Here is a 20,111-nt window from a genome sequence, read left to right as displayed (position 1 = left end):
CTACCTACCTCTTTGCGGCGGGTAGTCGTCTATGCAACGGTTCGTGAGCGCATAAAGCGCCCGCTGCCGGCATTGTATACGTAACCTGACAGCGAGATTAGATAGTGCAGCCTTATGCCGGCACGGGTTGCAGAATCGCCAGCACATTCCCATCGGTCGCTGCTGCCCAGGCAATGCGCCAGCGGTCATGCCGAATGGCCGCCAGTTCGTGGTCCCGCTGCACGTAGCCAAACAGGTTGCCCAGCGGCGTGCGCGTAATGACGCGGTCGTTGTCGGTGACGGATGTGGTCAGCAGCAGGCCGCGGAACTGCTCTTGCACGTAGTCGGCAATACGCGCTTTCGCCTGCGCCCGCTGTGGCGGCGACACCAGGCTCATCTGCGCCGGCGTGTCCGGGCAGGTGGCGCGCAGCAGGTTATACCAGGCCCCGTTAATGGTCACGGGCACACCCGCCGCGCGCGGGCAGGGAGCGTCCTGGTAATAGAGGACCATGCCGGCATTTGTCCACACCGGTTCGCCCAACAAGCCAATCTGCCGCAGCGCGGCCAGCATCAGGTGGGCAATCCCTGGCTCACGACCGCTACCCTCGCCCGCTCGCTGGCGACCCAACTGCCAGATAAGGGCATCCCGCACCGGTTCACCTTGCTGCGGCCCCTGCGCGTACAGGTACGCCGCCGCGCCCAACAGGACATGCGGATGCTTCTCCGTCGGCCATTGGTCCAGGAACGCTTCGCTGGCAGCGCGGGCGGCCTCGAAGCCTGTGTTGAGCGTCGCCGAATCAACCTCAGGGGAAGCGTCGTCGTTGGCATTGACGACCTGCCGCATGACGCGGCTGTACGCCTGGCGCAGGTTCTTGCCCACGGGCAGCCAGTCACGCCCTTGCTCAAAGAGGGACAACGGCGGGCAGGCTTCATAAGCCAATGCTTCTACAGCCATCCCACAAACGACTGTCGAGAGCCTGCCCTGAGAGTGCGGTAATTGTCAAGAGGCAAACTCCTGCCTAATCTAAACCTTAAAAAAACAACACTAAATCGAACCGACGCCAAACCAGTTTTTCGGCGACGACCTACAGCCTGATATGGGTGTCCTCATATCTCCCGGCCAACTACAGGGTAGTCAGGTCAGACACTCAAGCAGCCAGGGGACACATGGCGGAAGCGTTTCAGCATTCGGCCTCCTGGGGGCGATAAGGCTCGTTGCGGTGGAGCAGACCGACAAACAGCCCAACGCTTTTGCGAGCGGTGAGAACTAACGCTCGTTTGTGCTGATGTTTCTTGGTTTCGCGGTACTTGCGCTCATAGAACGTCTGGTATTCAGGCTGATATTGGCGCAATTTATCAGCCGCTTCCACCAGGTAATAGCGCAAGAAGTGATTGCCCTGCTTGCTCAATCGCCGTTCATCCCCCTCAAAATCACCCGAACTATGACGCGGCCACCAGAGACCGGCGTATTTGGCGACGGCATCTTCGACATCGCGCAGGTTCTTGTCCCGAAACCGCCGACGGCGTTTGTCCCACTTCTGACCGGCAAAGAAGCGTTGCAAGTCACCTATCTCTGCCGCGATACCAGCAGCCAGGACAACGCCCAAGCCTTTGATGTTGATCAGGTGACTGACTTCAGGATGAGCGGTCTCCATCTCTTGGGTCAAACAATGTTCCACCTGAACGGCTTGCTTTTCCAGAAAGGCGATGTGGTCGAGGGTCAGGCATAACAAGGTCTGAACGGCTGTTTGCAGTTCGGCCGGCAACGGGTAGCTGTCATCTAGTAGCCTGTTGATTCGGCGCCGATGTCTACGCCGGTAAATCCTCCGGCGGTCATCTCGTCCAACAAAACGTGCTGCAACGCTTCACAACCACGGCGATTGTTGGCAAAAGAGCGATGGTTCACGAGTACGAGGCCATCGGGTTGCATCATACAGACATCCAGCCGCTTCTGGCTGATGTCAAGTCCTACTTGTAATTGGGAATGGTTCATGTCGCGCTCCTTCATAGGTGTCGGTCCGGCTCATAGCCGATCGCCTTTCCCGTTGCTGACCGTTTTAACTGTTCTATAGTCATTTTACACCCGGAACACTCCTCTTTTTCTACTATTCTATACAAGCTTGCCGAAGGGGGAGGTAGCGGGCGCGGCTGCCTCCGACCATGCCGCCCTCGTTGTTATAACTCATCACACTATTGCTGCCCAGGTGGTCGCTGTGCAAGTGGAGCAAGTTACTCGTTCCACCCTCGACCACCTGCCGCACGGCGATGGCTTGCCCGGCGAGGAAGTAGACTTTGCGCCGGGTGATGGTGTATTCGGTTTGGATGCCGCCGCCGTCGTCTCCGTGGGCTTGCGGGCTTTGTAACGTGGAAGTGGGCAAGTGGGCATGGTCGCGTCCGCGTAGGTGAAGGACCAGGCGTTGGTTAGACATAGGCTTCATCTTAACAAAAGCACACGTATCAGGCACAGATAGCTGGCAGCAGCCAGCACCGCCAAGGAGGTGGAGCGTCACTCAACGTGGGCAAAAATCGGCAGTAGGTGTTGGCAAGGCGTCAATCCCTGGCCATTGTTGAATCTGCTGGAGGAAACTGTTAGCTGTTATAGTAGGTGATAAGTCATAGGTGACAGTGTCCAGAATATGCCATTCGAGTGACTCCATAATATGGTTTTGGAAATCTGATGGCGAATAGTATTCAATCCATGCAACGGGCGTGTTGCCAGTAAGAACCTGTGAGGCAGGTTGTCTCGTAAGATAATCTACAACTACCTCAACACCTTGACTCAAATACAATAATTTTGCGTGGACGCGGAGGCCCATACCGCAACCACTAATAAACAAGAACTCATCTGGCTCTCCCAGAATATTCAGAACGGTTTTTAAATCCAATTCGTGCAACCGAAAGCTAGTGCGGCGAACTGCCAATGGACCGACTTGCGAATCAACAGCGAAATAAATTCCCCCCGAACCCATCATCGCCCCACTGTCACTTTTAAAAAAAAGACCAATGATTGTGTCCCCTTGTTCACTACCTTCAACGAAACTGCTATTGGATAACGATGCGAGTGCCTGGTTACGACCTGCACTGTAACCTGGGCATACGTTTTCGATACATGGCGCCTGCCCCAGAATAGTCGCGTAATACCTGGTTCGTATTTCTGCTTCTTGACGTTGCTGTTGGATACGTGCAATCAGCCAGAGAGAGAGACCAAGTACAAAAAAACTGAGCAAAGTGACGAGCTTACGACTGTTCATGGCTGCTCTTCAGGACAATGCTAAGGGACTGGTGTCCCAATAGAGGACAATGGGTTCGTAGGTTCAGGGGCAGGAACCGGCACAATTCGTCGGTAGAGGTAGATACTGGGATAAAGGATAAACTCTGATTCCGTTGTCGTTAATGACTCAGCCAAACCAGTCAGAAATGCAGAGCGAACTGAGTGACTGCTATTAAATCTATCGCTATCTAATACAGATCGTCTGAAAGATTCGGCGAAATCTTCTGAAGGACCATTGCCAGCGTAAACAGATGGGAAAGCCTTTTCAGCAGTCGTCGAGTATCCAGAACATACAGAGCGATTTAAACCACACATACCAGGATCACCGCCCAGAAAGTGGGACATTTCATCTGCTACACCATTGCCAAATAATGCGGATCCTATTGGGGAACCAAAGCCGAGTCGATTGTCTAGCACATGGCCTAACTCATGCACCACAGTTCCTATGTCGAAGCTTCCATTGAGCAGGAATACTGTACTTCCTCTTACGTGGTGTGCGTTAAGTAGCTGTCCAATAAAATCAGCATGGGCAAAGTGTGTCCCCCCAAGAATTCCGCGTACACGTCCCGTAGCATCTCCTCCTCCATTTTGAATAAACCAGCTAGCAATTGCTTGCCCTGCATCGAGGAATATTTGGATTTCACTTGCAGACCAAATTCCCTCAATGTACCATCCATACTGCTCGTATAGTTGTTCTGCAAGAATCCAACATGCATCGTCGCGTGCGGCACAATGTCCGGATGGGTCTGAGTACTTGATAGGATTGTTAAGTGAATAGGAGTACCGGTTGAATTGCTGTGGATTAGCAGGATCGGGGACGAGGGTATCAGCAGAGGCAAAGCGGGCGATGCCAGGCAGGTAGTACCGCGCATTGTAGTAAATCAGCCCCAGGTCGTCGTTGTGTTTTTGACCGGTGAAGCCGCAGTCGGTGAATGTTTGCGTCGACGCGGTGCGGTAGGCGCCGAAGGGGAGGTAGCGGGTGCGGCTGCCACCGACCATGCCCCCGCCATTGTTATAACTCATGACGCTGTTGCTGCCTAAATGGTCCGTGTGTAGGTGCAGCAGGTTATTTGTACCGCCCTCGACTACTTGCCGTATGGCGACGGCCTGTCCGGCGAGGAAGTAGACGCTGCGTTGGACGATGGTGTAGCCGCTCTGGATGCCGCCGCCGTTGCCGCCGGGCGCTTGTGGGCTTTGTGGGGTGGGGGTGGTGGGGACGGGGTCTTCGTAGGTGAAAGACCACGCGTCGGGCCAGGGGCTGGCCTGGATGCAGTCTTCGTCCGCGCAGGAGCGGGCGCGCCAGGTGTAGCTACCTGACAGCGTTTTCACTACTCTAATGCGTGCTGGAATTATCGTCCGAAGATTGATTTTGTATCCATTTGTGACCAGTATAAGCCCACAATATTGCCACTATTGTTACACTTGAGCAACCCGCAAAGTTATCAAACAAGATAGCGCCAAGCAATAAAATTAGAACAGGCACATACCACACAACATAAGATATTAATAGGGGAGGCCATTTGCTCTCAACAAGTTCTGTTCTTAGCGTTGTCTTCTCTGTATACGCTTTTAGCGGAATATACCAGGAGATTGCTACAAACAAACCCCATCCTATTCCTCGGAAAATATCTTCAGCCATTGTTTGTTTTGTCTCCTTCACCGATCATAATATCCTGAAGGTTGCCCCCAACCCCAAGAAATGGGAGCGTTCCCATAAATGACTGGGATTTGAAGTAATGGGTACTGCGTTGGATCCGGTGGGGTTATCAAAGTTGTAGCCGTACCCAAAAAGGTAGCTGTTGCAGAAATCCCTCCCCATCCGGTAGTTAGAGCAGCTCCCCCACAAGCAATCCAACCGGCCGGATTTGATGCACAGGCCGCAACAATTACAGCGCCTGTTGCGACCGCACCCGTAACTGCAAATCCTGTCCCTAAATAACTCCATTTTGCTGAATTTAGATCGGTGTACATTACCGGATCATAGTAGTTTCTGCTGTCTGAACCAGTTTTTCTGGGTAGGGCGTCAAAGTTTTCTGCAAAAGCTTGTTCCAATGAAACAGCTTGTGGTGTGTCATCATTCAGCGAATGTACGGAGCTTCTATGGACTCGCTGGCCTACTCGTGATCGCCCAACGCCATAAAAACCACCCTCATAGACTCCAGAACCTACAGATTGCGTTTCAAACAAGGCAAGCATCGCTTCGCCAAAACCGCCGGAACTGTTCTCATAGGTAAATACATCACCAAAATGTGTATCCGGATTTAACAACCAATCAACAAGAAAATCTTGCCACCCAGCCTCTATCATTCTGTCTCTCAATGTCATGTTTTCATCCGCTTCGTATCCAAAATAATCCTTTATCTCATCTTCTGAGAGATGTCCTGTAGGGTCTGTATAGCGAAGCGGGTTATTCAGCCCATAGACGTATCTGTTGAAGGATTGAGGATTGGAAGCATCCGGCACAATCGTATCCGCGCTGGCAAAGCGGGCGATACCAGGGACATAATACCGCGCATTGTAGTAGATGAGGCCGAGGTCGTCATTGTGCTTCTGGCTGGTGTAGCCCAGGTCGGTATAGGTTTGGGTGGGGGCGGTGCGGTAGGCGCCGAAGGGGAGGTAGCGGGTGCGGCTGCCGCCGACCATGCCCCCGCCATTGTTATAACTCATGACGCTGTTGCTGCCTAAATGGTCCGTGTGTAGGTGCAGCAGGCTATTTGTACCGCCCTCGACTACTTGCCGTATGGCGACGGCTTGCCCGGCGAGGAAGTAGGTGCTGCGTTGGGTGATGGTGTAGCCGCTGTGGATGCCGCCGGGCGCTTGTGGGCTTTGTGGCGTCGGGGGGGCGGCGTCTTCGTAGGTGAAAGACCACGCTTCGGGCCAGGGGCTGGCCTGGATGCAGTCTTCGTCCGCGCAGGAGCGGGCGCGCCAGGTGTAGCTGTCGGGGAGGAGGAGCAGCCAGCCGGTGTCGAGATGCTCGGCGGCGACGATGAGGGTAGCGTACCAATTCTGCGACCCGATGACCCACCTTAACTTTATCGTTCCGTGGTCTCGACAATGGGGATCACCTTATTCTCCAAGTTGACACCATTTTCCATTGCGAACACGGAGAACTATGGCGCAAAAGTGAAACTGTTCACAATAGCCTCCTGTTCCTCTGTATACTGCTCATTTGCATCTGGATAGCGAAATATGTAAATCACGACAACAAGTCCCTTGTTCTTGACTGCCAAAACGTCGATCAAATCGCGCCTCAATATCCTTTTCCCATCTTTGCCAATTGGGAATTCCAACCACACGTCAGTCTGGATCTGAGCTGCTGCTGCTGTATAGCCATGGTGATGGATAGCGATATCAGGTTGTCGAATGATAATGACCTTATCCTCTCGAAATTCCATATCATTACTGAGCGACTGGAGGAACTCGGTTAAGAACACCAAAACAGCCTGTTCAGGTGGCTGCTTCACACTAAAGAATCTAATTTCTGCTTCCACCATACCTGTCTGACCCCGCTGTAGTCTAAGGTAGTTCTCGGAAAGCTGTACGGGTCGCCAATAACGCGGATATTCAAATGAGAAACCGTACACTTCATCGGTATAGATTGAAGTTGCAGACGCGCTAGTACAGCCCACTGTACAAAAGAAAGCAACTACTATGAAACAAAGACGCCGTTTAGGAAAGGAATTGCCGGCAAACCTTCTGGCACTGAAGGAAACCCTCTTCACGACTTGGTTAGAATGTTTCATGTTCGTCCTCATGACAATAACGCATCCTATTGCTGAACTGAGTAATAGACAGTAAGGAAACCCTCACCAACTGCTCCCGAAAAATCGCTGGGAAGATAGCCATCTCCACGGAACATATAGTAATAGAAAACTGGCCCATTACGGACTACGAAATCTGGTTCTGGAAGGTAACCTCCAAGCCTGGTTTCCTCATATGCTAGGAAGCCATTCCAGATAAAGCTGCAACCTGGAACGGGGATGGCATCACATACAGTCTGTTCTATTCCTTCACCCAACACAGCCAATCCGGCGCTTGTGTAGTAGTCGCCCGCAGTTGGGTCATTTACATATCCAGAGCCTGGCTGATACATTTGCCTCCTCGATGCGGATAATTTCGTCTTGTTCGGATGTAAGAACACAGGTGTCGCAGAAACCCCTTTTCCTCTGAACACTCCGTGCCAATCAAATGAATAAGAAGAACCTAAAGATCCCTTCCTCCGACCTGTAAAAAGATTAATAAGGCTTGGGGTCATACTATTAACTCCTGGCAAAAATCCAGACAGGCCATCTAAGCTCGTGTTTCCTCTACCAACGAATTGATAATAGAAAGCAAAAGAAAGCGAAGTATATCCCCAGTCCCAATTCAGATAACCATACACAGTGTCTCCCGCCTCCACTGCTAACAACATTGCCCACCAAAATTCATCAGCTTGCCAGGCGTTGATGACTGTTTCAGTACAACTATCTATGCCGCTACACAAGCTGTCATACACATAGTCCCATATAGCTTCTTGTGTAAAATGCCCGGAAGGATCAACAAATATAAGCGGATTGTTGTAAACATATGAATAGTGATTGAAGGATTGGGGATTGCCGGCATCCGGTACAATCGTATCCGCGCTCAGGAACCGCCCCACGCTGGGCAGGTAGTAGCGGGCGTTGTAATAAATGAGGCCGAGGTCGTCGTTGTGTTGCTGGCCGGTGTAGCCGCGGTCTGTAAAGGTTTGGCTGGGGGCGGTGCGGTAGGCGCCGAAGGGGAGGTAGCGGGTGCGGCTGCCGCCGACCATGCCCCCGCCATTGTTATAACTCATGACGCTGTTGCTGCCTAAATGGTCCGTGTGTAGGTGCAGCAGGCTATTTGTACCGCCCTCGACTACTTGCCGTATGGCGACGGCCTGCCCGGCGAGGAAGTAGACGCTGCGTTGGACGATGGTGTAGCCGCTCTGGATGCCGCCGTCGTCGCCGTGGCCTTGTGGGTTTTGTGGGGTGGGGGTGGGGACGGGGTCGTCGTAGGTGAAGGTCCACGCTTCGGGCCAGGAGCCGGCCTGGACGCAGTCTTCGTCCTGACAGGCACGGACGCGCCAGGTGTAGCTGTCGGGGAGGAGGAGCAGCCAGCCGGTGTCGTAGCTTTCGGCGGCGACGATGAGGATGATGGGGGATTGGTTCTGTCCCGTTATCTCCACCTGGTGCCAGCCGGCGGTGAGGACGTCGCCGCCGGGAGCGCAGGGGTCTGCCCACATGAGGGTGGGTGGTTCGCTCTGCGTGGAGCCGTCGGGCGGCTCTTGCAGGGCGGTGGGGCATTCGTAGGGGGTGGGGGTGGGGGCGATGGTGCCGCCACCGGGTGTGGGGGTGGCGGTGGGGGCGGGCGGGGTGGCGGTGGGTTGGTAGAGGTAGGAGAAGGTGAAGGGGGCGGACCAGTCGCTGCTGTCGCCGCAGGTGAGGGTGTAGCACGCTTTCACGTTCCAACTGTAGCTGCCGCCGGGGATGAGGTTGAGCCAGGGGGCGGTGGTGCTGGTCTCCGCGGTGGGGATGGTGATGCCTTGCGGAGGCAGGCCGTCGCAACGAATATGTGGAGTGAGTGGCTCTTTTAGATCATCAAAAACAGGCATTGCCGTTCGTCGGCAACAAAAACGACACCTTGACCCAATTTTAGGCTATTTGCTCGCTATTTAAGCCATTTTGTTAACGTTCATCGCTTCAGATTGTTGCGGTCTGAAGCCTGTTTAACGTTCCCGGTTAGCGAAGACCAAAGCCACCCTATATTGACACAATAGGGTAAGCACCATCGCACCTTCTAGGTGCATTATTTCAAGCCACCCCCTTTGGGGGTGGTAATTGACTCTGTCAGTCAATCAGCAACTTGTTCGTAGACCCCAGGGCTTAACATTTGGGCAATGCCAAAAGAAAGAACACGACAGATGGCAAAACTTAGGGGGTAGCCGCACAGGTTAATTGAATGCTGTCAGCAATCGCTTCCGCTTCAGCGTTTAGTTCTTCACTATTACCTTTATAAAGGTACACCATTATGGAATGATTATTCCTATCTCTTATGGCAACCATATCGATTGTTTGAAATATGTCTGGACCCCGATCTCCTACTTGGTTTTTAGCTGAGTCTTCTGATAGTGACATCGTTGGTATCCTGATGGTGGCTTTGGTGATTTCATTGTCTCCGGTTTCGACTTGAATTGGCGGTTGAATGATTGTGACTGAGTCCAAGTTGTATAACGTACGTATCCTCTCTATATTTGACTCTAAGGTTTCATTGGTATTATGGGACAACGTAGGAACACAAGCGTACCCGTAGATTTCAATGCGAGCCGAATCCTTAAGCCCATTCCCGCTTTCAGGTTCCAATACAATTGAACCACTGCGCTCATTCAATGATAGGCGCCAGTTGCCAGGTTTCTCCAAGCGTACGCCAAATTTAGCATTTTCATAGAGTTCCTGAGATGTTGTTGACCGGCAGCCTGACACTAAATAGGTGACTGAAAGCAAGGCAAACAAAAAAACTAATCGATACCACTGATCCCGCTTGTGGGAAAACGAAAACACTTCCTCTAAACAGTGAAGCATATCACTCATCCTTAGTGTACTGGTGTTTGCTACTCCTGTTCTTCCCGCCAGTGCAGATAATAGTCATACCCATATTGAAGCCAGAATAGTGTATCCTCTGATGGTTTTTCCCCATATTCCCATCCTTTCCACAGTCGAACGATTGCTTCCGAGATAGGCAGAGGTTCCCCTGTGGCCGCTCCCCACATCCCTTGAGCAATGTAGTTTACTTCGGAGCGCCCTGAACAGCCGATGGTTTCAATACATACTTGTTGATTGGCAGGCCATAGCCCATTTGGCGCATCAGAATCACCGGTACGTCGCTCTGATTCGCCGCCATTGCAAAATGGCGTATCGTATGTTCCCCGGTCAGACAGATACCCTGGCCAGGTAAGATCGTGTGTATACAAATCTTCAGCAACTTTATCTGCGAATTCTTCAAATTCTGCAATTGGTATCGGGTTGTCCTCACCATATCCCGAAAAATCTTTCAGATAAACTATATCACCGAAACAGTTAGGTAGTGACAAACTACATACTCCTGGACCCGGAGCATTGACTGGGTAATTGGGAGGGGGTAAAGGTGTATCACCCGTTAATGTAAGTGTCAGTAGCGCAATACAAGCTATTGTGTCAAACGGGGGGACAAATACACAATGCCCACTTGGATCCGTGTATTTAATCGGGTTATTGTACGTATAGCTGAAGCGGTTATGGGATTGGGGATTTGTGGCATCTGGCACGAAAGTATCCGCGCTCACAAACCGACCGATGCCCGGCAGATAGTAGCGAGCGTTGTAATAAATGAGTCCAACGTCATCGTTGTGTTTTTGACCGGTGAAGCCGCGGTCGGTGTAGGGCAACCCTGCGGGTTGCAAGTGCGTGGGGGCGGTGCGGTAGCTGCCGAAGGGGAGGTAGCGGGCCCGGCTGCCGCCGACCATGCCCCCGCTATTGTTATAATTCATGACGCTGTTGCTGCCCAAATGGTCGGTGTGCAGGTGCAGCAGGTTGTTGCTCTCGCCGGGGATGACTTGCCGTATGGCGACGGCTTGCCCGGCGAGGAAGTTCTCAGGTGATAATCACCACGTCTATCGTCGCATAAGTAAGAGTTTGAGGCAAATTTATCCAAAGCGAATGACTGGTCGTCAAGCCAGACATATGAACACATTGGCCGGCATGATCAGCGGCATCGTTCGCAGTGGGAAAAGTCAATTGAAAGCAATGGCCAAGAAAGCGCCAGACCAAAGCAAAACAGAAAGCCGCATCAAACGCTTCAGCCGTTATCTGCAAAATGACGACATTGATGCTCAAACCTATTTCACCCCCTTTCTGGAAGCGTTGCTGGCTGGTCTGGCTACCTGTGGGCCACTGGTGTTGGCCATGGACGGGAGTGAAGTGGGCCGGAATTGCCTGGCGCTGATGGTCAGCGTCATCTATCAAAAGCGTGCCTTGCCGCTGGCCTGGGTCGTTGTCCGGGGAAGCAAAGAGCATTTCCCTGAGGAAACGCACTGCCAACTGATACAAACAGTCAAACCGCTGTTGCCGGAGGGTAGCGATGTCATCTTTCTGGGAGATGGCGAGTTTGATGGCAACCAGTTGCAAGCAGAAATCGCCCGCAATGGATGGCAATATGTTTGCCGCACGGCCAAGAATCGCTTGATAGACGATGCTGGCGACGAATTCGCCCTGGATGAGATTCATCTGCAACCGGGCGATTGCCTGTCCTTGCCGGATGTCATGGTCACACAAGATAAATATGGCCCGGTTCTGGTCGTGGCCTGGTGGCGCAAAGACGCCAAAGAGCCAATTTACCTGGTCTCCAATATGGAGTTGGCCGAGGAAGCGTGTTACTGGTATGGGAAGCGCTTTCGGATTGAAACCTTCTTTTCCGACCAGAAAAGTCGTGGCTTCCATTTGCACAAGAGTCATGTCTCTGAGCCAAAGCGTATGGCCCGTTTGCTGATAGCTGCTTGTCTGGCTTACATTTGGGTCATTTATCTGGGGGCAATCGCCAAACGAGACGAATGGGTAGCAATCATCCATCGGACAGACCGGTGTGATTTGAGTTTGTTTCAACTGGGTCTTGACTTGTTGGACCATTTCCTCAATGAATCCTTGCCTATTCCGGTAGCTTTTCAGATGCCCATTGGTTTACATTAAAAATGTACGGTAGTGAATTCGCAAACAAGGTTTGAATGTGTGGGAAGCATTGGGGTCTCTGTTTGACGGTAATGTCCTCATGCCTCAACTCACACCTGAATAGATACCAATTGTTAACCGATTCGGCGTCTGATTTAATGTTGCCTGTTGTCAGGTTTACCTGTCGAAAACAGACTTAGTACCAGGCAAACCCCTCATAGCTTCTTGTAAAGAAAGTCCTTCCTCACCAATCGACAATTTGAATGTGCTCATAATACGCATAAATCGGACTGTTCTCATCAAAGACCCAATACGCATTCTCGGGCTGTTGGACGGGAAAGACCAGTATGTTGTCGCGCGTGCTGAGGGCAACTGTTTGCGCATCCAGCCAATCCAGGCGATGGAAAAATGTGTCTGTCATCTCCATTTGGGCAATGCTTTCACCTGAATCTGCGCGCAGGATCGTTACGGTAGACAGCTTTTTGGCCGCGTGCTGGGCATAAACAGCAATGAACGCCCCATCAGGTGAATAGGCCATCTGCGACAGGTAGGGAAATGAGCCAACAAACTGCCATTGACCTGTATCCAGGTCCAGCGACCATAACTTGTTTAGGCTGCTTATGACGAAATTATCGCCCGTGCCTACCAGAATCTTATTTTCGGTCGGATGCCAGGCCATCGTACCAACATACTCCTCATGACCATACCGCTGTGGCTTGTCAAACGATTCCGGCGCGGCTATGTACAAGGCATCATTATCTATCGTAATATAAGCCAGGCGGTTGTCATACGGCGACCAGACGGCCCAATACATGTTGACCCCTGTCTGGATGCTGTTCCCAGATAACATGTCCAGCAAGAGTAGTTCCCTATCCACAGGAGAACGGACATAGGTATAAGCAAACCAGTCGCTCATGAATGACCACCCTAACCCGACTATTCCAGAAACGTGGTCGTAGTTGATTTCTCGCGGGTACTTCGGACCAATCTGGTGTATATTAGTGTTGCCAGGATCTGAAACCCAGAATCCAGATGCATTTTCCGCGACGTTGAATACGGCAAACATCAGCTTTTTTTATCTGAAGACCACCGTGGGGGACCATAGGACAAATTACTTACGGTTTCAGACAGTATAATTGTGGTCATCCCCTCAGTAAGCGGATCGTAAACGGCTACCTTCACTTCTGCTGGCGACCCAAACCATCCCTGTAAGGCAATGCTAACCGTGAATGGAGGTGGTGGGATAATGGGTATTTCTTCCGTCGGCGTCAAGGTTGGCGTGAATGTGGGCGAGTATATGATTTCGGGCGATGGAGAGGCTGTGGCAGTTCGTGTGGGTTGGGGTGTGCGCATCACAGTTGCTTCTGGTGTCGGCGGCAACATGGTGGGCGTGAAAGAAACCGCCGATTCAGGCGCAGTCGTTTGGAGTGATGTTTCGTTGGCATTAATTGCTAGAGAAGGGGAACAGGCGCTTAACAAAAGCACCAACCCGGCAAGAATTGAATGGAGATGAAATGAACGATAAATCATGTCATTACCCCTTTGGCGTCATTGCCTTGATTTGAGCGCGCATTGAGAAATCTGACCAACTGCCTGAAATCTGTTTACGCTATTCCCATTTATCGACGGGAAGCTGGTGAGGACCGTGATATTATTATCTCCAATAAGGACCTGGGTCTGACGACACTATGCCAAAGGGATAAATGATGCGACTGGCGGCCAGAGTAGGATACCACCACGTTCCAGCGGCGAAGTCACCCAGATAGGTTTGGTCTTTGTAGAGTTCGTACGGATTAGAACTGTCATTCTTGTCCTGGTGTCCAAACTGATCCGCTCCGAATGACGTGTCACGAAGCCATCCCTGGTCTACTCCGAGAGCAAGAACATAAGCTCTTTCCACAACCGTTCCAGACCTGCCCCAGGCAGGGGGATTAAGAATCGGGTCAGCCACGTAATCGGAACAGACAATTTCCTGGATAGTCTGATTCCTAACGCGGGATTTGTTGACGACGACATAGGCCTGGGCTATCAGGTCTTGTGGCCAATACTCGCTAACCTCAGCTGCGTAAAGTGGGTCATTGTAAAGGAAACCGCGCTCTAGCTCGTGAATAAGCATGCGGGCGACGAGTTCGAAATCGAGAAGCTGTTCCGCGTCATCAGCCACAAAGCTATAGTAAATGTAGACACTTGCAGGCGCATTGTTGCTGGCGTGGTTGGGGAACAATTCTGGGTAGTTTGCTTCTATCACGCGCCAACCATCAGGAATGATACCTGGTGGGGCTGGCAGATAGCTAACAATGGCATTGCTCCCTCGATATGTCGTCGTGTTCCAGAACGATGCTGTTTCCTGGCATCCAGCGATGTCTTCCTCTGCTCCCAAAAGGGCACAATTGGTTATGTGTCCGCTTGGGTCTGTGTACCGGACGGGGTTGTTGAGGGCATAGGCGTAGCGGTTAAGGGATTGGGGATTAGCTGGACCTGGCACAATCGTATCCGCGCTCACAAACCGCCCCACGCCGGGTAAGTAGTACCGCGCATTGTAGTAGATGAGGCCGAGGTCGTCGTTGTGCTTCTGGCCGGTGAAGCCGCGGTCGGTGTAGGGCAACCCTGCGGGTTGCAAGTGCGTGGGGGCGGTGCGGTAGGGGAGGTAGGGAGTGTAAAATGCCGGCAACTACCCCCCGGTTTTTGTTGTGCGTACATAAGAATGACCCACCCAAATCCAGCCAGCAGCTATGATTAACGTGATAGCTACTATCCAAGAACTCATGGCGAGTGATCCTACTACTAACAACGCTAAAAACGGAACATACCAAATCAGATAAGCTATTAAAATACTTTTCTGTCTTGTTGAAATGAGAGAATGTCCGTGCATTAACTTCTTTTCAATGTGTCTCGCATACGCTTGCAAAGGTACGTAGAAAGAACATAGAACGAGGAAAGCGTAGAAAGTAGCTGACAAAACAGGCGATTCGCTATTCATTAAGATATTTCCCAATCCTCTATTGTTGATAATGACTATTAGGTTGCCTCCAACCATAAATGTGCGGTGCATTACCCATTAAAGTAGGTAAACGTAAAAGGGGATACTCTACTGTGTTAGGTGGTGCAACAAAAGTAAGGCCAAGCGGAATGTGTCAATAGTTTTGGGACACTAAAACCGATAAATTAGTGAACAAAGCCTCGCTCACTGGGCTGATGGATAAGTGGATAACTCTCCGCTGCGCTGCGAGTTACCCACTTACCCACAGCCTCTACGACGACTGCTGGTCATTCCTCTCCAGCGGGGGATTAATCCAGACGGCCGTTGGCAACTGCGGCGCAACGGGCGCCCCATGCACAAATCGTTCCGGATGTTTCTCATAAGCGGCGGCCAAAACAGCTTGTCGCTTGAGAGTCAATTCAGCGGCCTGGCCATAGTGAACCGTGGCCGGGGTCATCAGGCCCAGACTGGTATGCCGGTGTTCATGGTTGTACCAATGAAAGAACGGCCGTGCCCAGATGCGGGCATCGTGTAATCCGCCAAAGCGGTCGGGATAATCCGGGCGGTATTTCATCGTTTTGAACTGCGCCTCGGAGAAAGGATTGTCATCGGAGGTGTAGGGTCGGGAATGACTCTTGCCCACACCCAGGTCAGCCAGCAGCAGGGCCAAAGTCTTGCTGGTCATGGAACTGCCGCGGTCAGCATGGAGAACCAACTGGTCGGGTTCAATGCCCTGTTTGCTGCAACTGTCAGCCACCAGTTGCCTGGCCAATGAGGCCAATTCCCGCTGGGCGATCAGGTAGCCGACCACATAGCGGCTGAAGATGTCGAGAATGGTGTACATGTAATAGTAGACGTAGGGGACAGGGCCGCGCAGCTTGGTGATATCCCAGGACCAAACCTGGTTCGGCGCGGTAGCCACCAGTTCCGGCTTTTTGTAGGCTGGATGCCGCTTCTGGTTACGCCGCTCGCGCACTTCCGCGTTTGCCCGCAGAATGCGGTACATCGTACTCACCGAACAGAGATATTCCCCTTCATCCAGCAGCGTGCCATACACCTGGCGGGGCGAACTATCCACGAAGCGTTCACTGTTGAGCGTATCCCGCACCGCCTCTCGCTCCGTCACGGGCAACGACCGCGGCGATGGCGACGCCGGTTTGGGTTCCCGCGCCGGTTTCTCCTGCTGCTGCCGATAGTAGCAGCTGCGCGGATAGGCCAGGGCCGTACACGCCTCGCGCGTGCTGGTTTGTTCCGCCAATTCGCCCACTTGCCGTCTCATGATTTGTCCTCGCTCTCCTGCTCCAGGGTGATCCCCAGTAGTGCGGAGAGTTTTTTTTGAGCCTCTATAATCAGTTCGGCTTTTGCCAACTGCCGTGTCAATCGGGCATTTTCCCGCCGCAACCGGCTCACTTCTTCCGCTTCAGGATTGCTCTTGGGACCCCGTTTCCGCGGTGTCAATCCGGCTATCTGGCCTGCTTCCTGCTGCCGTCGCCAGGTTGTCAGATGGGAGGAATACAATCCTTCCCGCCGTAGCAGCGCGCCGATGCCGCCTGACCATTCCCGGCATTTCTCGGCTTCTTCCAATACCCACCGCTTGTAAGCGGCGGTAAAGGTGCGCCGGTTCGTGTTCTTGGTACGCGGCAATACTTCCGGGTCGGGTCGGTCGTCGGGTCCAATGCCATTTTTGCTGAGTTTGTTTGCCTGTTTTTGTGTCATGATGTTCCTCTTCGCCCATGAATTCTACACTAAATTCTGAGTCTGAAGTGTCCCACTCTATATTGACACAATGGGTCCATGACAAGACGGTGGCCGGTGACTACTACGCGGCCATGGCCGTGATTGAGGAGCAGATGGAACTGCATCTGGTAGCAGCGGAAAGTCTAATGGCAGGAGCAAACGGCTGCGCCCTCAAGAACGGCAACCCCGCCAACTTGTTGACGTTGGCAGCGGCATTGCAAACGGAGCCGCTAACGGCCAGCCAGCAGGCGGTGGTGAATGAGTTGCAATGCGGCCTACTGGCTTTGGCGAACTCTGTGGACGGCACGCCAAAGCCAAAAGAGTGGGTTGTTAACGAGCAAGTCGGCCTGCTGCCCCCGGTGGGGGGTGGGCCGTCGTCGTAGAGGCTGTGGAATTGTGGGTAACTGGGCTGTTCCAGTTATCCACATTTCCACCAGCCTAAAAGTATTGAATACAGGAGGACATATTCCGACCAACCTCCCAAGGTTCAAGTCGCTTTTTTCATAATTATAAGATGAGCAAACTCCCCTCCTAACCATCCACTAAAATCATCAATATGCCAATGGGAATCAACTTCGGCGTTTTTTAATTGGCGCAGAATGTTTTGAAGATACTCAATACCATCCTCGCTAAGAGCGACAAGTAATTCACTTCTTTCTGGATTGCTTTTGACTACAATATCCATTTTTGCTCTGTTCCTCTCATTACCTGGCGTTCCCTTGTATTATGGATTTGTTAAATTCAAGTGTTTGTTTCCCACTTGGATCCATCTTCCATTTGCATCAGGTATCCAAAGTTCAAAATTCATGTGTGAGGGTCCGCCACCATGTCCAACCAAATCTGAGTTTGTCATACGCACTTGTGCAAAAATAGGATTACCACTTGCGTCTATCCCAATTGCTTGTTTTGATCTGAATACATCAGTCGCAATTTCATCATAATCTCCAACAAAATCAAGAGCCATTTCCATTGCGTCATCGCTATTAGCGAATCCCTGATCGATCAACTGATCGAATATACCCTTATTTCCACAAACATTATGCACCAACCACTGTCCCTCACCAACAAAGTACGTGTGGGCAGTGGCAACGGTGAAATTGTACATTGGCTGCGGCGCAACCGCGAAGTGGATGGCCTCCACTGTCCCCGTTCCCCATGCTGCGGTGCGAATTTCGTCGCCTATATGCAGGTGAGCGGCGGGCAGCCAGTTGCCAGCGGCGGTGTAGAAGGGATGCTCCGGCGTTGTCTCAATCTCCTCGCCATCAATGGTCAAGGTCACAATGATGGGGTCAAGATGTTCCCACACCGCTACAACGGGATAGTAGCCAATTTCGCCCGTCTCTTCATTGTAGGCCAGCACCTTGTCCCATGACTCTACCTCGCTGATGGCAACCAGGCCATCTTCAGTTACCACCATCGTATCGCCGCTGAAGCTGCAAAAAGCACCCCACATTGTTTCCAACACATCATCAGCGTAGTCGCCAAACTGGTCACGCACAAACGCTTCTAACGCTTCGTCGCCGCCAGACTCCAACGCTTCAAAGGCGCCATTCAGAAGGCTTCGCCGGGCTATAGCTGCTGGACAAAGGGCAGCCCCTGCCCGCCGCCTTGCAGTTGGCTCTGGGCGACGCCCTGGACGCGGACAGCGCCCGCCCGCCGCTGTCTCCGGCCACGCCGCTGCTCTTTGGCCCGCGCGCCGCCGGGCTGGCGCTGAACCCGCCGCGCCAGCCGTTTGGCTTCGCCCTGCCGCAGACGGGCCTGGGGATCGGCTTCCCCGAGGAGCCGCCGCGCCTGGTGGGGCGGGTGCAGCCGTTGCTGCGCGCCAGCCAGGCGCTGGCCCCCGCCAGCGGGATGCGCGGCGTTCTCTTTTACGGCATGCCGGGCGCGGGCAAGACGGCCTGCGCCCTGGAACTGGCCTACCGCCACGAGCGGGAGCGCTTCCAGGGGCAAGTCTGGTATCACGCCCCGGAAGAGGGGGCGGACGGGCAGCGCCCGCGGATCGGGCAAGAGCTGTTTAACTTTAGTTTTCCGTAAATGGGGTTTGAATTTTGGTGCTTCAAACCCGAAATCAGGCCTTTGCGAGCCGGATAGCTTCGTATCCAGGCGGCAAATGTGCCGTAACCGAAGCCTTCTTAGAAAGTTGGTTGGAAAGTGGCAGACCAACTTTTTTTAAATGCTTCATCAGGTGTCCATACGTCGGTTTGGCAGCTCTGTCCCAGAAGCCAGTCCGGATTGGCGGTAGGGTCGCCGCCAGATATTTCAATAGCGACCCGAAAATCATGGTCAGCGCCGGCAAGCGCGTGAGCGCGGTCGGGTGGTGGACATAATGCCGACCGCCGCCACCAGACAAAATGTACTTGCCCGTTTGCGGAACTCCTTCTATCGGCCAGCGTTCTGGGTAAATCGCCTGCATGGAGGCCGCGGTCAGTTCCAACACAGGTGTACCCAGCAGCAGCGGGTCTTCGAAATCGGGGTGGTGAATGGCGACAACCTGGAGCGGCGTGTGTCGCAATTTGCGCTTACGCTTTTCGTCTTCAACCCGATCTAGATGACGCTCCAGGAAGTAGACGGGGGACCAGACCTCAACCTTTATCTCAACGCTATCCTCAGCAACAAGCGTGTGCGTTTGCGTTGGTTGAGACGCTGGCAGGAGATTGTCCCCATGTTTTCGCGCCAATGGGCGCACCACTTCAGCCTGGTGGCGGCTGGGCGTTGGCCCCTTCTTGGAGGTTCGCGGCGGTATCTTGCCTGCTGTTTTGCCGAAGGTGCAGTTCTTGGCTAGCCGTACCACACAGTTATTCACCCCATGCCTAACCGCATCTACCAATGAAAATCCAGCATCAAAGAGGGCCAGGTCCGTCTCCGTCAGCTTTTTGCCGACCTGCTTGTACACCTTTTCCATCTCCGCGGATGGCGCGTTTTGACTCGTATCACCGCAGACCAGTAGTTCCAGGATGGCGACCCGTTGTTCTCCAACACGCCCTGTTGTCCCCATCATGCCAAATGGCACACCGGGCACCGCTTTGTGGGCATCTGAATCATACGTTTTGCTCTTCAGCCCTTTCACTCGTGCCCTTTTGTATGCCGTCATATCGACGGGTTTCAGCTGGTACCCTTGAATCACCGTTGCCTGCCATTGACCAGCCGCGTCTACTTGCTTTTTCAACTCGTCGAGCAACTCCGCCAGATTGAACTGACCGTACGTGATCGCTTTGGCTGCCCGACGACTCCTTGCGGCTCGTTCTGCCTCATCATCAATGAATGCGCTCAAATACTGGTCGACCGCGGGCATGATGCCACCGCCTGATTCGACAAAGTATCCGCTGTACATCGCGCTGATGACATCACAGATTCCTAAATCGGTTCCTTTCGGCAGCGTGGCAACCATTTGCTCAATTGCTTGTTGCACCTGATAATGGATAGCTGTGGGCGTGTTGGTGTTGGTGTT

General features: G+C 52.8%; 24 protein-coding genes. 5 read left to right on the top strand and 19 right to left on the bottom strand.

Going from position 1 to position 20,111, the window contains the following annotated elements; genetic code table 11:
• Positions 1 to 112: 112 nt before the first annotated feature.
• The 8 genes from H6650_13845 to H6650_13810 form a co-directional block, all read right to left on the bottom strand.
• Complete coding sequence (locus tag H6650_13845; protein ID MCB8953086.1) at positions 113 to 934, bottom strand: hypothetical protein; 822 nt, start codon at positions 932 to 934, stop codon at positions 113 to 115.
• A 226-nt stretch (positions 935 to 1,160) separates the two neighbouring features.
• A complete protein-coding gene (locus H6650_13840) occupies positions 1,161 to 1,745 on the bottom strand; it encodes an IS110 family transposase (protein MCB8953085.1) in 585 nt (194 codons plus the stop codon).
• A gap of 14 nt (positions 1,746 to 1,759) precedes the next feature.
• The gene (locus H6650_13835) at positions 1,760 to 1,972 is read right to left on the bottom strand and encodes a hypothetical protein (GenBank protein ID MCB8953084.1); all 213 of its coding nucleotides are present in this window, start codon (positions 1,970 to 1,972) and stop codon (positions 1,760 to 1,762) included.
• A 112-nt stretch (positions 1,973 to 2,084) separates the two neighbouring features.
• Positions 2,085 to 2,408 (bottom strand): hypothetical protein, encoded by a 324-nt coding sequence (locus H6650_13830; protein MCB8953083.1) that lies wholly within the window; start codon positions 2,406 to 2,408, stop codon positions 2,085 to 2,087.
• An 81-nt stretch (positions 2,409 to 2,489) separates the two neighbouring features.
• Entirely contained in the window at positions 2,490 to 3,230 is a 741-nt protein-coding gene (locus H6650_13825) for a hypothetical protein (protein ID MCB8953082.1), read from the bottom strand.
• A 20-nt stretch (positions 3,231 to 3,250) separates the two neighbouring features.
• Positions 3,251 to 4,273 (bottom strand): hypothetical protein, encoded by a 1,023-nt coding sequence (locus tag H6650_13820; GenBank protein MCB8953081.1) that lies wholly within the window; start codon positions 4,271 to 4,273, stop codon positions 3,251 to 3,253.
• 310 nt (positions 4,274 to 4,583) lie between these two features.
• Complete coding sequence (locus tag H6650_13815) at positions 4,584 to 4,889, bottom strand: hypothetical protein (protein MCB8953080.1); 306 nt, start codon at positions 4,887 to 4,889, stop codon at positions 4,584 to 4,586.
• A 17-nt stretch (positions 4,890 to 4,906) separates the two neighbouring features.
• Entirely contained in the window at positions 4,907 to 5,917 is a 1,011-nt protein-coding gene (locus H6650_13810) for an RHS repeat-associated core domain-containing protein (protein ID MCB8953079.1), read from the bottom strand.
• A 33-nt stretch (positions 5,918 to 5,950) separates the two neighbouring features.
• Between H6650_13810 and H6650_13805 the strand changes: the two genes are divergently transcribed.
• A complete protein-coding gene (locus H6650_13805) occupies positions 5,951 to 6,280 on the top strand; it encodes a hypothetical protein (protein ID MCB8953078.1) in 330 nt (109 codons plus the stop codon).
• 80 nt (positions 6,281 to 6,360) lie between these two features.
• Here the strand turns inward: H6650_13805 and H6650_13800 are convergent, their stop codons facing one another.
• The 4 genes from H6650_13800 to H6650_13785 form a co-directional block, all read right to left on the bottom strand.
• Positions 6,361 to 6,993: a hypothetical protein gene (locus H6650_13800; GenBank protein ID MCB8953077.1), complete on the bottom strand. Its 633-nt coding sequence runs from the start codon at positions 6,991 to 6,993 to the stop codon at positions 6,361 to 6,363.
• A 26-nt stretch (positions 6,994 to 7,019) separates the two neighbouring features.
• Positions 7,020 to 8,861, bottom strand: a complete 1,842-nt coding sequence (locus H6650_13795; protein ID MCB8953076.1) for an RHS repeat-associated core domain-containing protein — start codon at positions 8,859 to 8,861, stop codon at positions 7,020 to 7,022.
• 319 nt (positions 8,862 to 9,180) lie between these two features.
• Positions 9,181 to 9,837, bottom strand: a complete 657-nt coding sequence (locus H6650_13790) for a hypothetical protein (GenBank protein ID MCB8953075.1) — start codon at positions 9,835 to 9,837, stop codon at positions 9,181 to 9,183.
• Between the two features lie 20 nt (positions 9,838 to 9,857).
• Positions 9,858 to 10,772 (bottom strand): RHS repeat-associated core domain-containing protein, encoded by a 915-nt coding sequence (locus H6650_13785; protein MCB8953074.1) that lies wholly within the window; start codon positions 10,770 to 10,772, stop codon positions 9,858 to 9,860.
• Between the two features lie 193 nt (positions 10,773 to 10,965).
• Here H6650_13785 and H6650_13780 point away from each other — a divergent pair, with 193 nt between their 5' ends.
• Entirely contained in the window at positions 10,966 to 11,967 is a 1,002-nt protein-coding gene (locus H6650_13780) for an IS4 family transposase (GenBank protein ID MCB8953073.1), read from the top strand.
• Positions 11,968 to 12,190: 223 nt separating this feature from the next.
• Here H6650_13780 and H6650_13775 read toward each other — a convergent pair whose 3' ends face one another.
• A complete protein-coding gene (locus H6650_13775; protein ID MCB8953072.1) occupies positions 12,191 to 12,862 on the bottom strand; it encodes a hypothetical protein in 672 nt (223 codons plus the stop codon).
• 330 nt (positions 12,863 to 13,192) lie between these two features.
• Here H6650_13775 and H6650_13770 point away from each other — a divergent pair, with 330 nt between their 5' ends.
• Positions 13,193 to 13,459, top strand: a complete 267-nt coding sequence (locus tag H6650_13770; protein ID MCB8953071.1) for a hypothetical protein — start codon at positions 13,193 to 13,195, stop codon at positions 13,457 to 13,459.
• Positions 13,460 to 13,600: 141 nt separating this feature from the next.
• On the opposite strand, the gene H6650_13765 is transcribed toward H6650_13770, so the two are convergent.
• From H6650_13765 to H6650_13755, 3 genes are all read right to left on the bottom strand, one after another.
• Positions 13,601 to 14,617 (bottom strand): RHS repeat-associated core domain-containing protein, encoded by a 1,017-nt coding sequence (locus tag H6650_13765; protein ID MCB8953070.1) that lies wholly within the window; start codon positions 14,615 to 14,617, stop codon positions 13,601 to 13,603.
• Between the two features lie 580 nt (positions 14,618 to 15,197).
• On the bottom strand, positions 15,198 to 16,205 hold the full coding sequence (locus H6650_13760) for an IS3 family transposase (protein ID MCB8953069.1): 1,008 nt from the start codon (positions 16,203 to 16,205) through the stop codon (positions 15,198 to 15,200).
• Complete coding sequence (locus tag H6650_13755; GenBank protein MCB8953068.1) at positions 16,202 to 16,510, bottom strand: transposase; 309 nt, start codon at positions 16,508 to 16,510, stop codon at positions 16,202 to 16,204. Before H6650_13755 ends, H6650_13760 begins: the two co-directional genes overlap by 4 nt.
• Positions 16,511 to 16,689: 179 nt before the next feature.
• Here H6650_13755 and H6650_13750 point away from each other — a divergent pair, with 179 nt between their 5' ends.
• Positions 16,690 to 17,046, top strand: coding sequence for a hypothetical protein (locus tag H6650_13750; protein ID MCB8953067.1), 357 nt, complete (start codon positions 16,690 to 16,692; stop codon positions 17,044 to 17,046).
• A 104-nt stretch (positions 17,047 to 17,150) separates the two neighbouring features.
• Here the strand turns inward: H6650_13750 and H6650_13745 are convergent, their stop codons facing one another.
• Both H6650_13745 and H6650_13740 read right to left on the bottom strand, forming a co-directional pair.
• Positions 17,151 to 17,348 (bottom strand): hypothetical protein, encoded by a 198-nt coding sequence (locus H6650_13745; protein MCB8953066.1) that lies wholly within the window; start codon positions 17,346 to 17,348, stop codon positions 17,151 to 17,153.
• A 39-nt stretch (positions 17,349 to 17,387) separates the two neighbouring features.
• Positions 17,388 to 18,161 carry a hypothetical protein gene (locus H6650_13740; GenBank protein MCB8953065.1) on the bottom strand — a complete coding sequence of 258 codons (774 nt, stop codon included), beginning with the start codon at positions 18,159 to 18,161 and terminating at the stop codon, positions 17,388 to 17,390.
• A gap of 110 nt (positions 18,162 to 18,271) precedes the next feature.
• Here H6650_13740 and H6650_13735 point away from each other — a divergent pair, with 110 nt between their 5' ends.
• Positions 18,272 to 18,697 carry a hypothetical protein gene (locus H6650_13735; protein ID MCB8953064.1) on the top strand — a complete coding sequence of 142 codons (426 nt, stop codon included), beginning with the start codon at positions 18,272 to 18,274 and terminating at the stop codon, positions 18,695 to 18,697.
• A 34-nt stretch (positions 18,698 to 18,731) separates the two neighbouring features.
• On the opposite strand, the gene H6650_13730 is transcribed toward H6650_13735, so the two are convergent.
• The gene (locus H6650_13730; GenBank protein ID MCB8953063.1) at positions 18,732 to 20,051 is read right to left on the bottom strand and encodes a hypothetical protein; all 1,320 of its coding nucleotides are present in this window, start codon (positions 20,049 to 20,051) and stop codon (positions 18,732 to 18,734) included.
• Positions 20,052 to 20,111 lie beyond the last annotated feature (60 nt).

It is taken from the genome of Ardenticatenales bacterium, assembly GCA_020634515.1.
Lineage (GTDB): Bacteria > Chloroflexota > Anaerolineae > Promineifilales > Promineifilaceae > JAGVTM01.
The sequence above is the reverse complement of the archived record's forward strand: the minus strand, read 5'-3'. Positions and strand labels throughout refer to the sequence as shown.